The sequence below is a fragment of the Pseudomonas edaphica genome, assembly GCF_965277385.1.
Lineage (GTDB): Bacteria > Pseudomonadota > Gammaproteobacteria > Pseudomonadales > Pseudomonadaceae > Aquipseudomonas > Aquipseudomonas edaphica.
Window position 1 is genome coordinate 6,406,859 of the sequence record NZ_OZ255725.1, and the last position, 13,412, is coordinate 6,420,270.

A 13,412-nucleotide genomic window follows, 5' to 3' on the forward strand; every position below is an offset into this window, starting at 1 on the left:
CAGGTTGCTTCAACGTGTTTCGATCAAGTACTGATCCAGGAATGGTCAGCCCCAACTTTCACATTGAACGTGTAGCGAAGCGGGAAGTAATGCTCCTTGGTCTTCAGGATCTGGTAGGGCGCTGTGACTGGCGCCACCACGCCGTGACGTGCATAGGCCTCACTCACCCTTTGTTGAATGTTGACGACCGGACCGTGCGACACGAGCATGCCATCGACTAATGTTGCTTCTTTAGAGAGGCCATCCAAACCTAAATCATACATGTCGGGTCTTTTCGTTTTAAGCGTGTCATTAAACATATTCGGCCCTACGGTATCGAAAATTTTTGCCTCATATTCCTTGAATTCCGGGGTGAATTGCAGCCTGCCCTCGGGGCCTCGAGTGATAGTCGGTCGATTATTCGCAAAGTAGGGTTTGTTAGTCGCAAACCGTTTATTCATTTCCCTGATCATCTCGTCAAGCACCGGGTTACCGGGTCGAGTAGCAAAGTTACTGGTGTTATAGAACGTTTTGTAATCGGCCACTTGGTGCACCACTGGTAAACCGAGCAGCACATCGTCGGCGCCCGCTGCTACATCGACGGCACCCACGTTGCTTTGGATAAGATCATCGGTGTCCAGGTAAAAACCACCGTGTTTATTCATTATCGGGTAGCGGGCTACATCCGAAGCTGCAGCCAGATTCTTCCCTTGCCCTTGTCGGAAGTAGTTGTACATTTCGCCGGTCTTCAACTGCTTAAATGCGGCATCTTCATTAAGGTTGAGCACCGTCACGCCGGGAATTTTCTCCTTCAGCTTGCTTTCTATTTGTTTGAACACAGCGGGGTTGTCGGCGTCCACGTGCAGGACTGTTTTATAGCCTGAAGCTCGGGTGGCGTTTTTGATCATGTTGTCGACCAAGTGGGCGGGAATCTCCTGGCCCGCCCAGAAATAGTTCAACGTTTTGGGCACGGGAGCCAGTTGTTTGGGGATTCTGGGAATCGACGAAATATCCACAAAGTTATAGTGGTGGGCGCTGGCTTTTTTAGCCTTTCTGGACGCTTCAAGTGTTCCCCGTTGCCAGTGGCCTTTGGTAGTTCGCCAGTAATACTGCTGGCCTTGCTCGTGGGTGCCTCTCCATGCGCCGGCCGTGCTGTCGAACGCAACTTCCTGATCGGCGTTTTTGTAAGTAATCCTGAATGGATTGCCTGAGGTTTCCACGCGTTTAATATCGTCCATCGGCACTACGTAGGTTCCATCTCCCAGCCTGAAATGCGTCGGTGTGCCACTTGCGCCGCCCAGCAAACGTTCGGATCGGGATAAAGGTGCCCACCCTGAATGGCCAAGATCCTTGACAGGTATATCGGGGCTCGTGCCGTTCGGATGGCGGATGACGCGCCGGCTGTCTGTGACTTGGGACTCAAAGAGCCTGCCATCAACCTTCACATACTCGCGTTTACTACGGCCCACAAACACGTTGTTCTGCAACCCCGTGGTCGATAACTCGTCTGCGGCGATGTAGCGGGTTTCATAACTGTGCAAATCATCCAGTGAGCGTACTTCTCCATTGGCAGCAACGCGGTTAGGTTTAAAGTCTCTCAAGGGCAGGCCCATGGCGCGTTGCTTCAATGCATCGTACTCATGCCAATTACCCAGAAACATCACAGCCTGGCGCTCGACTGTTTCTTGGCCCACCTGAATTGTCCCGGTTGCTGCCAGGCCGTGTTGCTTGCTGATGTTCTGGATTGCGTCGTCACTGGAGATTGCTCGCAAACTATTCGAGTCGCCCGGTTTTGGCACGTCTGGGACGAAGTTCTCCAGCGGCTTGCCGTAGGCCTGCTTCGTGCGCGGATCCAAGGCGTACCACTTATGGGTTGCCTCATCGAACTTAGCCAGGGCTTTTGTATTGCGAGCGCTGTTGGCGGCACTGAATGCGCCTTCAGCGATATCGGCCCTTTTGGCCACCTCCAACAAGTTGACATGGCGGTACGAACCGCGCAGGTAATTGACACCTTTATAGGCTTTGCCGGCTACAAACTTTACGCCCCTTATAGCGCTACGCGCGAGGTCATCAATACCGCCCAACGGATTGAGCGCGCCCACTGCTGCCCGCCCGACAATCTTGAACCCCAGGGCAGCTTTTGACAGCACGGAAGCACCGACAAATGAAGCTCTCGCGGCCTTGGCAGCGGAGCCGACGCCGACCACGAAACCAAAAATGTCGAACGCCAAGTCGACAACACCGTCGGCAGTCTTGCCCTCGTTGAAATTTTTAATGGCCGACCTGAACGGAATAAAGCCCAGCAAGACCTCGCGAATGGCTTCGGTGGTGCTGTGTTCCGTCTGAAAGGTCGTTGTTCCCCTGGAATATGCGCCCAACTCAGGTAGCTTCATATCCTCAATCAATGCATCGGCCAGGTATTGGGTTCTGGCACTGGCGAAGCTCTTCGGTACACCCGTGGCGCCTTTGCGTTCGTCTGTTATTCCCGCGGGGTACTCACCCCTGGGCGTTATCTGGTCTGCTATATAACGTGGGCCGGTAGACGCAAGGCTGGCGGGCGGGAGTGATGCATAAAACAGGCTCGGCTGCGGGGTGATAGTGCCCTCCAGCCGGTTGATTGCGTACTGCCTGGTCTGAGGTTTACCGTTGACGGTACGCAGGGTCTCGACCAGTACCACGCCTGTTTCAACACGCTTGTCATAACTGGAGCCTTGAATGCGGTCGTAGCGAATTTCTTTGTGTACGACGATTTCGCCGAACGCCAGATTTTGCCGGTCTTCCAGTGGCAATTTCGAAATCATGACCTTGAACTGCGCCGACGTGGCCTTTTTGACGGCGTCAGAGAACGTGCGAAAGTCCTCATTGAACTGCTTGATGGGATCCGGCAGGGTTTTGAGGATTGGCAGCAGATCGCCGATATTGATTTCGTCTGATGATGAAACCCATACCGCAGGCTTTCTGTTGTCGGAATCTGGTGGTGGGGATCTAAGCGCCCTGCGATCAATGAGCAGGTCCAACAGTGAGTAGGGGCCGGGGTATACGTTGGTAGAGGGCTGCGACGTAATGCACTTTTTCTCAAACAGCGCTGGGTCCATCCCGGGGCATGCTTTTTTCAAAAGCTCGACCGCAATGGCTTTGGTGGTCGGCGTCTCGAGGAGCGGCAGTGAGGCGGCTTCGCTCATTTCGCTGATATGCCGGTTGAACGCCTCACGCACCTCGGACAGGGCTGTCTGCGTGGTCGGATAGCCCATGCCGTTGGGAACGCCCCAGGCTTTGATCGCCTCGTTCTGGGCGGCATATTCGATCTGGCGTTCCTCGTTCGAGATCGGTGCAATATTGGCCGCGAGCATGATTTGCGCGTAGTCCATGTTGGCTGTCGCGCCTGGCGCTTTCGCCTCCACGCGCGCTACCGCCGTAGTGAAGCTGACCCAGCTGTGCGAACCCATCGTCACTTCCTGCGGGATACCCTTGACCAGAAACTGCGGTGCGCGACTGGCGAGCATGAGGTGGGCCTGCACGGATGCTGTTTGCGCGCTGGAAGCGAGGCCGTTGGCAAGCAGATGCTCCTCCAGCTCCTTGACCACCCTCGAAGCCGATTTATGGCTGTTGTGGGCTGAAACCAGGGGGTAGCCCTCAATACGTGTTTCACCGTGGGCTTGGTCGTATTTCCCCACGCCCAAGGCCGCCAGCAGCCAGTCGGTGACACTGCCTTTGACTGAGCGAGCCTCGAATGTGGCTTCAATTGCCTTGCCCAGTGCGGTACCTCTGTCTGAACTTATCAAGCTGCTGATCAACTGCCGTGGATTCAGCTGTTCCTGCGCGGAGATCGATCTGCCGTTGAGCAGATAATCCAGGACATGCTTGAAGGGTTTTAATCTGACGTCGCCGAATTTTCCTTCGGTAATTCCCGTCTTCAGTTGTGTCTGGTTGTCACGTGCAAGTGGTTCGGGCCATGTCAGCGCGCCGCCCAAGTCGCCATGGGGGGCGGCCTTGGGGGGCGTCGTGAGGAGCGCGCTGGAGAGGTTTTCCAGTTGCTCGAAATTGGTGGGGACGTCAATGCCATGCTCCGTCAGAAATTGAAGCAGGCTGGTTTCGTTGGCGGCGCCAGTGCCCGTTGGCCGGTAGGTGCTGTCTGCAGACAGTGGGAGCGGCTGTCCCAGTTCGGGCTGGAGTTCCTCGAACTTTTTACTGCCATCCTCCAGGGCCATCGCCAGGCGTTGCAGTGCAGCACCCGCCCGGTGCCAGTTGTGGATATCACCCAGTGCCGCTTTCTGTTCCTGTAGTGTTTCTTCGCTGCGCGACTGGATCTTGTCCGCAAAGCGGCCTGGATCGAGGGTTTTGAAGTTACCCGTCTGGTGGCTGATTTCTTCCGCTCGCTTGAGCATGCCAGACAGCGTCAGGTTCTGTGGCTCCTGATAAAATCGACCGACGAGCTTCCAGGGTACAGGTGCGTCCGGGCTATTGACGGGAGGCGCAAAAGGAAATTCGCCATCTATGACGCTTGCGGCCCGCAGGATAGGCCCGCTCAGGGCAGCCCACTGGCTGTCGTCCTGGCCCAGCGTGTGTAATGTGCTTAGCGGGTCAAGAAAGCGCTCACGGTAAAAGGAAATCTGACCTGATTTTGGATCGATTTTTATCGAGGTGGTATCAACCCCCAAGGCCTTGATCCACTGCTGAACATCGGGCGATTGGAAGGCATCATGCAAGTGCCTCCACCATTGGCCAAAGGTGGAGTGGGGAGCAATGTGATCGAAGTCTTCAACATGAGTGCGACGGCCAGCCAGGTTCAGGGCGATCGCGTATTGCATGGCCAGTTCGCTGTCTCCATTGGCCCGTGTGGCAGCCTGCGCTTCCTGCGGGGACGCGGTGTCACGTTTTGGCCTTGAAAGCGGCGGCAGTAGCGGCAACGTTGGAGCAGATGAAGGGCGTGCGATGATCTGATTGGAAACACTGTTCATAGTGGGCTGCCGTTGTGCGTGTGGGAATAGCGCCTCGATGTGGGAACTAACGAGGCATTTCCCTTACGTAACAGCCGCTTCGGTTTGATTCCCTGCTTCCACCGATTCAGTCGTAACCCTATATTTCGCCCCCTCCAGGCCAACCTGCCTGGCCCAGGTTCAATGTGTTTCCATTAACTGCGAACCGATGGTTTTCATCCGGATAATATCCATCAACTGGCGCAAACCCGGTTGCGACTGGCGGCGGCTCGGGTAGTACATGCACAGCGGTTCGCCCATGCAGGCCCAGTCCGGCATGACTTCCACCAGGCGGCCCTCGGCAAGCTGCTGCTGCACATCGCCTGCCTGCGGCCGTATACCTTCGCCTTCCTCAACCCGCAAGGCGACAGCCTCGATGAACAGTGGCGCGTACTGCCCACCCGCCTGATGGGGCACACCTACAGTGCCCGCACGCTGTCGGCGGCGGACGCTGGATGCCAATCACTGTGGCGGCTGCGCCCCCAGCTTGTCCCACATTTTCTTGCTGATCTTCTGCCGGTTGGCGTAACCCGCCCAGGGGTCATCCTTGAGCGTGCTCAAACGCTCATGCAGATTAGCCACCGTCCATTGCTGCGCACCGCGTAACCCGTTCAGTTCGTCCTTGCTCACCGGCACCGAGACCGGCAGGCCCGGGCGTGCCCGTACCGAATAGGCCGCCACCGTACTCGCGCCGCGGGCATTGCGCAGGTAGTCGATAAAGATCTTGCCAATGCGGTTCTTCGGGCCGCTGGTAGCGGTAAAGCGTTCAGGCAGTTGCTGTGCCATAAACTGTGCGATGGCCTTGGCAAAGGCCTTTACTGTCTCCCAGCCGTCCCGGCGCGCCAGCGGAATGACCACGTGCAGGCCTTTGCCACCGCTGGTTTTGACGAACGCCTCAAGGCCCAACTCATCCAGTACCGACAGGGTCAATTGCGCGGCCTCCCGCATGCTTTTCCAGGGCAGCGCCGGGTCCGGGTCGAGATCGAGCACAAACCGGTCCGGGGTTTCGATTTTGTCGGCAGTCGCGCCCCAGGTGTGCAGCTCAATGGTGCCCATCTGCACGGCGCCGAGCAGGGCTTTGGTGGTGTCGATTTCCATCAGCCGTGCATGGCCAGGGTCGAGGTTCTGGTCCAGTTGTTTGATATGGGGAATGGCCAGGCGCTCTGCATGTTTTTGGAAGAATTGCTCGCCTTCGATGCCATCCGGCGCGCGCAGTAGCGAGACCGGCCGATGGCGCAGAAACGGCAGGAGCCATTCGCTGATGCTGGCGTAAAACTCTGCCAACTGCTGCTTTTGCGTGCCACTTCGTGGATCGATCACGCGATCGGGGTGCGTGATGTTCACGCCGTTGCCGGCTTTTTTCGGCGCTGAGGCCTGCTTGAGAGATTTGGCCGCGCGCGGTTGCTCATGGATGATCTGCGCCACAGGCTTGTCGCTGCGCATCGCCACGAATGAGGCTTGGCGTACCACGCCTTCGCGGGTCCATTCGGCGAAATTGACTTCGCCGACCAGCTCGGGCTCCACCCAGTGCACGCCGCGTGCCTGGCTGCTGGTCAGCGGGTTTTGCAGTGGCGAAGTTTTGCGCGCCAAAGGCGTGAGCTGGGCGTAAATCGCTTTGAGCGCGTGCTGATCAAACCCGGTGCCGACACGCCCGGCATACACCAAGCCGTTGTCGTCATTGACCGCCAGCAGCAACGCGCCGAAGCCGGTGCGCGAACCTTGCGGGCGGGTGTAACCGACAATCACAAACTCCTGACGCAGGCGGCATTTGAGTTTGATCCAGTCGGCACTGCGGCTGGACACATACGGGCTGCCGATGCGCTTGCCGATCACGCCTTCGAGCGCCAGGTCGCAGGCGCTTTCGAAGATGTCGCGTTGGTTGGCGGCGAAGGTTTCGGAAAACCGCAGCAATTTGCTGCGGCTGCCCGACAGCGCGGATTTAAGCGCAGCACGGCGCTGTTCCACGGGCGCTTCACGCAGGTCTTTTCCGTGTAAAAAAGGTGCATCAAACAGGTAGTAAACGATGTCCAGGCTGCGGCCGATATCGAACGCATTTTGCAACGCCTGGAAGTCCGGTAAACCGTCGGCGTTAAGGCTGACCACTTCGCCATCCAGCCAGCTGTCCTTGAGCTTGAGGGCTTGGAGGGCCTTGACCTGGCGCGGCAAACGCTCGGTCCAGTCATGACCGTTGCGGGTGAACAGGCGCACATCGCCGTCGCGGATACGCGCCAGCATGCGGTAGCCGTCGAATTTGATCTCGTATTGCCAATCGCCGGGCGGGGCGCGGTCGACCAGGGTGGCCAGTTGTGGCGCGAATTGATCGGACAGGGCGATCTTGGCTTTCTGGCGCTTTGCCCGCGGTGCAGGCGCGGGCTTGCCCACGGTGGCATCGCTGAGCACGCTTTTGGGCTGGGCCTTTACGATGTCGTAGTCTGCGGCCGGGCGGGCTTGCTGATCCTTTTCCTTGATCAGCAGCCACTGTTCCTTGTCGCCGCTGCCCTTGAGGCGGGTGCGTACCAGCGCCCAATCGCCGGAGAGTTTTTCACCGACCAGGGTGAATTTGAGTTTGCCGGCTGCATACGCCTTGTGCGGATCGTCGTGAGGCTGCCAGACCCCGCGATCCCACACGATCACATCGCCGGCGCCATACTGCCCGGCGGCGATATTGCCTTCGAAGTTGCCGTAACTCAGTGGGTGGTCTTCAACGTGGACGGCCAGGCGTTTCTGGCTGGGGTCCAGGCTCGGGCCTTTGGGCACCGCCCAGCTTTTGAGTACGCCATCAAGTTCCAGGCGAAAGTCATAGTGCAGGTTGCGCGCGTCGTGTTTTTGAATCACGAATGACAATGCCGAGGCTTTGGATTTGCTGGCAGGTGCATCGCCTGCGGGCTCTGCGGTGATCTCGAAGTCGCGTTTGCGCGTGTATTCGCTCAGGGGCTTGGCCATGGCGTTCTCCTGCTGATGGCGGGCTCAAGAGGCCTTTTTGCTGGTTTTTTTCGCGGCCGGTTTTTTTGCTGCGGGCTTTTTCGCGGCGGGCTTGCCGGCCAGGCTGCGCTTGAGCAGTTCGGTCAGATCGATTACATCGGCAGATTTGCGTTCTTCGCTGCCTGGCTGGCTTTCAACGTCTTCTATTTTGCCGGCCTTGGCCTTCTTCGCCACCAGCGCCATGATCTTTTCCTGGAAGCTGTCGCGGTATTCGTCCGGCTGCCAGTCGGCGCTCATGTCTTCGACCAGGCGCTTGGCCATGTCCAATTCGCCCTTGGCCAGGCTCGGTTTGGTCACGTCACTGCCCAGTTCAAGCTCGTCGAGGCTGCGTACTTCGGCGGGCCAGCGCAGCATCACCAATACCAGCGCTGATTCCAGCGGCATCAGCGCTGCCAGGTGCTGTTTGGTGTGCAGCACCACATTGGCCAGGGCGACCTTGGCGGTTTTTTTCAGGGTCTCACGCAGCAGCGCATAGACTTTGCCGCCGCGTTTGTCCGGGGCCAGGAAGTAGGGCGTGTCGATGTTTTGCAGCGGGATCTGGTCGGCGGCAACAAAGGCAATGATTTCGATGGTCTGGGTCGACTTGGGGTGGGCCGAGCGAATCTCGTCTTCGCTGAGCACCACATAGCGGCCTTTCTCAAAGGCCACGCCCTTGACGATATTGTCTTTGGTGACTTCCTTGCCAGTCGTCTTGTTGATGCGCTTGTAGCCCACCGGGTCCATGCTGCGTTTGTCCAGCCAGTCAAAGTCAATGCCCTGGGAGGACGTGGCCGAGACCAGCGAGACCGGGATATGGACCAAGCCGAAACTGATGGCGCCTTTCCAGATTGCCCTTGGCATGGCTGCGGTTCCTTGAGAAGAGTCGGTGTTCTGGTGACTCGCAGGCTGGTGCAAAAGTTTCGGCGGACGGATGCGCGGACAGATCGTGTTACATCTGATGAGAAACTATTTAATGTCGAAAGCCGAACCCAAGGCGTAGCGTGTTATCGAAAGTACGTACTACTCGCCCCAATGAGGCTTTGTCATGAACAGCTGTGTGCGTTACCTCGCCGTAGTCGCGTTGGGCCTGGCCCTCGCGCCATTGGCCCAGGCGCAGAACCTGCCCGGCAGCTACAACACCAATAACAGCCCAATCCATCGGGCTAACCCCAACAGCATGCAGGGCACCCAGCCCAATGCGCCGGCCGCCACCCGCGGGGTTCAACCCGCGCCGACCGGCCCTGCACCGACCGTGGAAAACGGCGGTATCGGCAATCGTTACCCAACGCGTAACGCGGCCCCGAGCCGTCCTGCCACTGCACCCAAAGCGCCCACTTACGATGCGAACGGCAATCGCCGGTAAGGACTCCGTCTTATGTTTCTACGTAAAACCCTGTTAGCCGCTATTTGCGCAACCCTGCTGCCCGCGACGGTCGTCATGGCGGCGGATGCCCAGCAGTTCCCCAGCGAACAAGGCAGCATCACCGCCACCCCCATTGCCAAAGGCCTCGACCACCCGTGGGCCGTGGCGTTTCTGCCGGACAAACAAGGCTTCCTGGTGACCGAACGCCCTGGCCACCTGCGCTTTGTCAGCCCGGACGGCAAACTGTCCGCGCCGCTGACCGGCGTGCCGCAGGTGTGGGCCAAAGGGCAGGGCGGTTTGCTTGATGTGGTGCTGTCGCCAGACTTCAAGCAGGACCGCCTGGTCTACCTGTCGTATGCCGAAGGCGGCGGCGAGGGTGGCAAGGCCGGCACTGCCGTGGGGCGTGGGCGCTTGGCCGATGACTTGAGCGGGCTCAAAGACTTCAAGGTGATCTTGCGCCAGGAGCCCAAGCTGTCGACCGGCAATCACTTCGGCTCGCGCTTGGCCTTCGACCGGGATGGCTACCTGTTTGTGACCCTGGGCGAGAACAATGACCGGCCGACGGCCCAGGACCTGGACAAGTTGCAAGGCAAGGTCGTGCGCATTTACCCGGATGGCCGTGTGCCGGACGACAACCCCTTTGTGGGCCAGCAGGGCGTGCGCCCGGAGATCTGGTCCTATGGCCAGCGCAACCCGCAGGGGTTGGCGTTGAACCCCTGGAGCGGCACGATCTGGGAAAACGAACATGGCCCGCGCGGTGGCGATGAAATCAACATCATCGAGCGCGGCAAAAACTATGGCTGGCCCCTGGCAACCCACGGCATCAATTATTCGCTGACGCCGATTCCGGAAGCCAAGGGCAAGGCTGTGGAGGGCACTGTGGAACCCCACCACGTCTGGGAAAAATCACCCGGCATCAGTGGCATGGCGTTCTATGACGCCGAGCGTTTCAAAGCTTGGGATCACAACCTGTTTATCGGCGCGTTGGCCAGCCAGGAGTTGATTCGCCTGCAGTTCGATGGCGACAAGGTGATCCACGAGGAGCGCCTGCTGGGCGGGTTGAAGGCACGGATTCGCGATGTGCGTCAGGGGCCGGACGGCTTCCTGTATGTGCTGACCGATGAAGACAAGGGCGTGCTGTATCGCGTCGGCTTGAATCAGGACTGACAGAGACTGATGGTCCAATGTGGGAGCTGGTTTGAAGGCCGCCAATTTCTCCTGTGGCGAGCAGGCTTGTCCTGCGTTGGGCTGCGAAGCAGCCCCTAACCCGGACGCCGAGTTTTTTCAGGAAAATTTCAGTGCCTTCACTTGGGCCGCTTCGCAGCCCAACGCAGGACAAGCCTGCTCGCCACAATAACCGGTTGTGTAGATACCTATGCGTGTGGCTTACAGGCCGAGGTCGGATAACCCCGGATGATCATCCGGGCGTCGGCCCAGTGGCCAGTGGAACTTGCGCTCGGTTGCTTTGATCGGCAGATCGTTGATGCAGGCAAAACGGTTGGCCATCAGGCCGTTTTCGTCGAATTCCCAGTTTTCGTTGCCATAGGAACGGAACCAGTTGCCGGAGTCGTCATGCCACTCATAGGCATAGCGCACGGCGATACGGTTGCCGGTGAATGCCCACAACTCCTTGATCAGACGATAGTCCAGTTCCTTGGCCCATTTGCGCGTGAGAAAACCCTTGGCCTCTTCGCGGTTATGCGCGAATTCGGCACGGTTTCGCCACTGCGTGTCCAGGGTATACGCCAGCGACACCCGTTGCGGGTCGCGGGAGTTCCAGCCGTCTTCGGCCAGGCGCACTTTTTGAATGGCCGATTCACGCGTGAACGGTGGCAGCGGCGGACGTTGTTCTGCTGTCGATGACATGGGGCAGCTCCTATCAATACCAAGGTGTTGTCGAAAGTTGCTCAGCCTGTGCGTTCAAAGTTCCAATAAGGTTCGCGCCATGCATTGCGCATTATCAGCCGCTGTTGAATCGCCCATGACCAGGGCAACGGTAATGGCGCCATCGATCAGAATCAGCAGGTGCGCGGCCTGCCGTTCGGGGTCGGGGGTGCCATGTGCTTTACACAGTTCAAGGGCGTACTCGAACAGTTTTTGTTTATGCGCCTTGGCCAGCAGGCGCACCGGGTCTTGCGCATCGCCGGTTTCGCCACTGGTGTTGATAAAGGCGCAGCCGCGAAAGTCTGCCGAGCCAAACCAGGCCTTGAGTGCGCTGAACAGCGCCAGCAGGCGCTCGCCGCTGCCTTCGCTGCGTTCCACTTCAGTGCGTAGCCACTGCATCCAGCGTGCGTCGCGGCGTTGCAGGGCGGCGATGACCAGCTCGTCTTTATTGGCAAAGTAACGGTAAATACTTTTGCGTGAGACGCCGGCGGTTTTCACCAGTAACTCCATGCCGGTGGCGGCGATGCCGTGGCGATAGATCAACTTCTCGGTGACGTCGAGGATAATGTCGCGGGTTTCGTTGCTGTTAATATCGTTCATGCGGCAAACAGTAGAACGATCGTTCTTCATGGTCAATTAAATTTTTTCCATTGGCCGCGACGAGACCTGAGCAGCCCCATGGTGTAAGCTCTGTGCCTCTTCGGATTCGACCCATTGCGAGCCTTATGCCGTCGTTCTTCAAACGCTCCCTGTTGCCCAAACTGCGTGGTTTCCCGCTGTCTCCCGATGCCATCGACGTGCTGTCCGGTGCCGCTGCGTACCGTCTGTGCCTGCTGGAAAAAATCGCTCAGGCCACACAACGCATCTACATCGTCGCGCTGTACTTGCAGCAGGACGAAGCGGGGCAGGAAATCTACGACGCCTTACACGCCGCCAAGGCGGCACGGCCCGAGTTGGATATCGTGGTGGTGGTTGACTGGTTGCGCGCCCAGCGCGGCCTGATCGGCGCCGGCAAGCAGCCGGGCAACAGCGCCTGGTACCAGGCCATGACCCACTCCCACGCCAGCGAAGTACCGGTGTACGGCGTGCCGGTGCAAACCCGCGAACTGTTCGGCGTGTTGCACCTCAAGGGCTTTGTGATCGATGACAGCGTGCTGTACAGCGGCGCCAGCCTGAACAATGTGTACTTGCACAAGTTCGACAAATACCGCTTTGACCGCTATCACCTGATCCACAGCAAGTCCTTGGCTGACTCGATGCAACACCTGGTGGAACACGGCCTGGTCGCGTCCAAAGCCGTGCATCGCCTGGACTTGCCGAACCTGCCGACCACCCGCAGCCTGCGCAATGACATCGGTGACTTGCGCAGCCGCTTGAAGCACGCGACCTACGACACCACCACAGGTTTGCTGCCCAATGGGCACTTGTCGGTCAGCCCGTTGCTGGGTGTGGGCAAGAACAATCCGTTGAACCGGGTGATCCTCGAACTCATTGCCAGTGCCCAGCATCAACTGACCATCTGCACGCCGTATTTCAACCTGCCGCTGCCGGTGACCCGCGAAATAAACCGCGCCCTGGCGCGTGGGGTGAAGGTCGACATTATCGTCGGCGACAAAACCGCCAACGATTTCTACATCCCGCCCAGCGAGCCGTTCAAGGTGATCTCGGCCTTGCCTTACCTGTATGAAATCAGCCTGCGCCGCTTCGCCAAACGCCATCAGCCGATGATCGACAGCGGCCAGTTGAACCTGCACTTATGGCGTGACGGCGACAACACTTATCACCTTAAGGGTATGTGGGTCGACCAGCGTTACACCTTGCTCACGGGCAACAACCTCAACCCACGGGCATTCCGCCTCGATCTGGAAAATGCCTTGCTGATCGATGATCCCAAGGGCGAGTGGCTGGCGCCGCGGCGCACAGAACTCGCGCAGATCTTCCAGCACACCACGCGCATCGAGCGGTATCAGCAATTGCAGACCCTGGTGGAGTATCCGCCAGCAGTCGGCAAGTTTTTGCGCCGGGTCAGCCGGGTGCGGATTGAGCGGCTGCTTTACCGGATCTTGTAGGAAAGCGGACGCGTTACCGCAAACTCTCAGAAGGTCTTCGCCATCTTGAGAGTTTGCCTACACCCAGGTTCGTACATTTCTCTGTGGAACAGATCTAAGGGACGCGCACGCTGTCACTCGCTTGTGCGCACATACCTGCGCTCATTGAGTGGATCTCCCACCCGCAAGGGCCTGGTCGCC

Annotated in this window: 8 protein-coding genes and 2 pseudogenes; 4 read left to right on the forward strand and 6 right to left on the reverse strand. The window is 58.6% G+C overall.

Going from position 1 to position 13,412, the window contains the following annotated elements; all coding sequences use genetic code 11:
- Positions 1-23: 23 nt before the first annotated feature.
- On the reverse strand, positions 24-4,937 hold the full coding sequence (locus ACQY47_RS29170) for a glycosyltransferase (RefSeq protein ID WP_428554216.1): 4,914 nt from the start codon (positions 4,935-4,937) through the stop codon (positions 24-26).
- Positions 4,938-5,096: 159 nt separating this feature from the next.
- Positions 5,097-5,273 (reverse strand): annotated as a pseudogene (locus ACQY47_RS29175) (LysR family transcriptional regulator); the annotation flags it as partial.
- A 9-nt stretch (positions 5,274-5,282) separates the two neighbouring features.
- Between ACQY47_RS29175 and ACQY47_RS29180 the strand changes: the two are divergent.
- Positions 5,283-5,369: pseudogene (locus ACQY47_RS29180) on the forward strand (hypothetical protein); the annotation flags it as partial.
- Positions 5,370-5,417: 48 nt separating this feature from the next.
- Here ACQY47_RS29180 and ligD read toward each other — a convergent pair.
- The gene (gene ligD, locus ACQY47_RS29185; RefSeq protein WP_428554219.1) at positions 5,418-7,898 is read right to left on the reverse strand and encodes a DNA ligase D; all 2,481 of its coding nucleotides are present in this window, start codon (positions 7,896-7,898) and stop codon (positions 5,418-5,420) included.
- 24 nt (positions 7,899-7,922) lie between these two features.
- A complete protein-coding gene (locus ACQY47_RS29190; protein WP_428554222.1) occupies positions 7,923-8,777 on the reverse strand; it encodes a Ku protein in 855 nt (284 codons plus the stop codon).
- A 184-nt stretch (positions 8,778-8,961) separates the two neighbouring features.
- Here ACQY47_RS29190 and ACQY47_RS29195 point away from each other — a divergent pair, with 184 nt between their 5' ends.
- Entirely contained in the window at positions 8,962-9,279 is a 318-nt protein-coding gene (locus ACQY47_RS29195; protein WP_099549844.1) for a hypothetical protein, read from the forward strand.
- Positions 9,280-9,291: 12 nt separating this feature from the next.
- A complete protein-coding gene (locus ACQY47_RS29200; RefSeq protein WP_428554225.1) occupies positions 9,292-10,446 on the forward strand; it encodes a PQQ-dependent sugar dehydrogenase in 1,155 nt (384 codons plus the stop codon).
- A 219-nt stretch (positions 10,447-10,665) separates the two neighbouring features.
- Here ACQY47_RS29200 and ACQY47_RS29205 read toward each other — a convergent pair whose 3' ends face one another.
- Together ACQY47_RS29205 and ACQY47_RS29210 are read right to left on the reverse strand one after the other, a co-directional pair.
- Positions 10,666-11,145: a DUF1348 family protein gene (locus ACQY47_RS29205; RefSeq protein WP_428554228.1), complete on the reverse strand. Its 480-nt coding sequence runs from the start codon at positions 11,143-11,145 to the stop codon at positions 10,666-10,668.
- Positions 11,146-11,199: 54 nt separating this feature from the next.
- Complete coding sequence (locus ACQY47_RS29210; RefSeq protein ID WP_428554231.1) at positions 11,200-11,763, reverse strand: TetR/AcrR family transcriptional regulator; 564 nt, start codon at positions 11,761-11,763, stop codon at positions 11,200-11,202.
- A gap of 125 nt (positions 11,764-11,888) precedes the next feature.
- On the opposite strand from ACQY47_RS29210, the gene pssA reads away from it, so the two are divergent.
- Positions 11,889-13,232: a CDP-diacylglycerol--serine O-phosphatidyltransferase gene (pssA, locus tag ACQY47_RS29215; protein WP_017135533.1), complete on the forward strand. Its 1,344-nt coding sequence runs from the start codon at positions 11,889-11,891 to the stop codon at positions 13,230-13,232.
- Positions 13,233-13,412: the final 180 nt, after the last annotated feature.

Bases quoted from the DNA above. Each gene is read 5' to 3' on its own strand.
- ACQY47_RS29210 (WP_428554231.1), bottom strand. From the start codon at position 11,763: ATGAACGATATTAACAGCAACGAAACCCGCGACATTATCCTCGACGTC.
- ACQY47_RS29195 (WP_099549844.1), top strand. From the start codon at position 8,962: ATGAACAGCTGTGTGCGTTACCTCGCCGTAGTCGCGTTGGGCCTGGCC.
- ligD (WP_428554219.1), bottom strand. From the start codon at position 7,898: ATGGCCAAGCCCCTGAGCGAATACACGCGCAAACGCGACTTCGAGATC.
- ACQY47_RS29190 (WP_428554222.1), bottom strand. From the start codon at position 8,777: ATGCCAAGGGCAATCTGGAAAGGCGCCATCAGTTTCGGCTTGGTCCAT.
- ACQY47_RS29200 (WP_428554225.1), top strand. From the start codon at position 9,292: ATGTTTCTACGTAAAACCCTGTTAGCCGCTATTTGCGCAACCCTGCTG.
- pssA (WP_017135533.1), top strand. From the start codon at position 11,889: ATGCCGTCGTTCTTCAAACGCTCCCTGTTGCCCAAACTGCGTGGTTTC.
- ACQY47_RS29170 (WP_428554216.1), bottom strand. From the start codon at position 4,937: ATGAACAGTGTTTCCAATCAGATCATCGCACGCCCTTCATCTGCTCCA.
- ACQY47_RS29205 (WP_428554228.1), bottom strand. From the start codon at position 11,145: ATGTCATCGACAGCAGAACAACGTCCGCCGCTGCCACCGTTCACGCGT.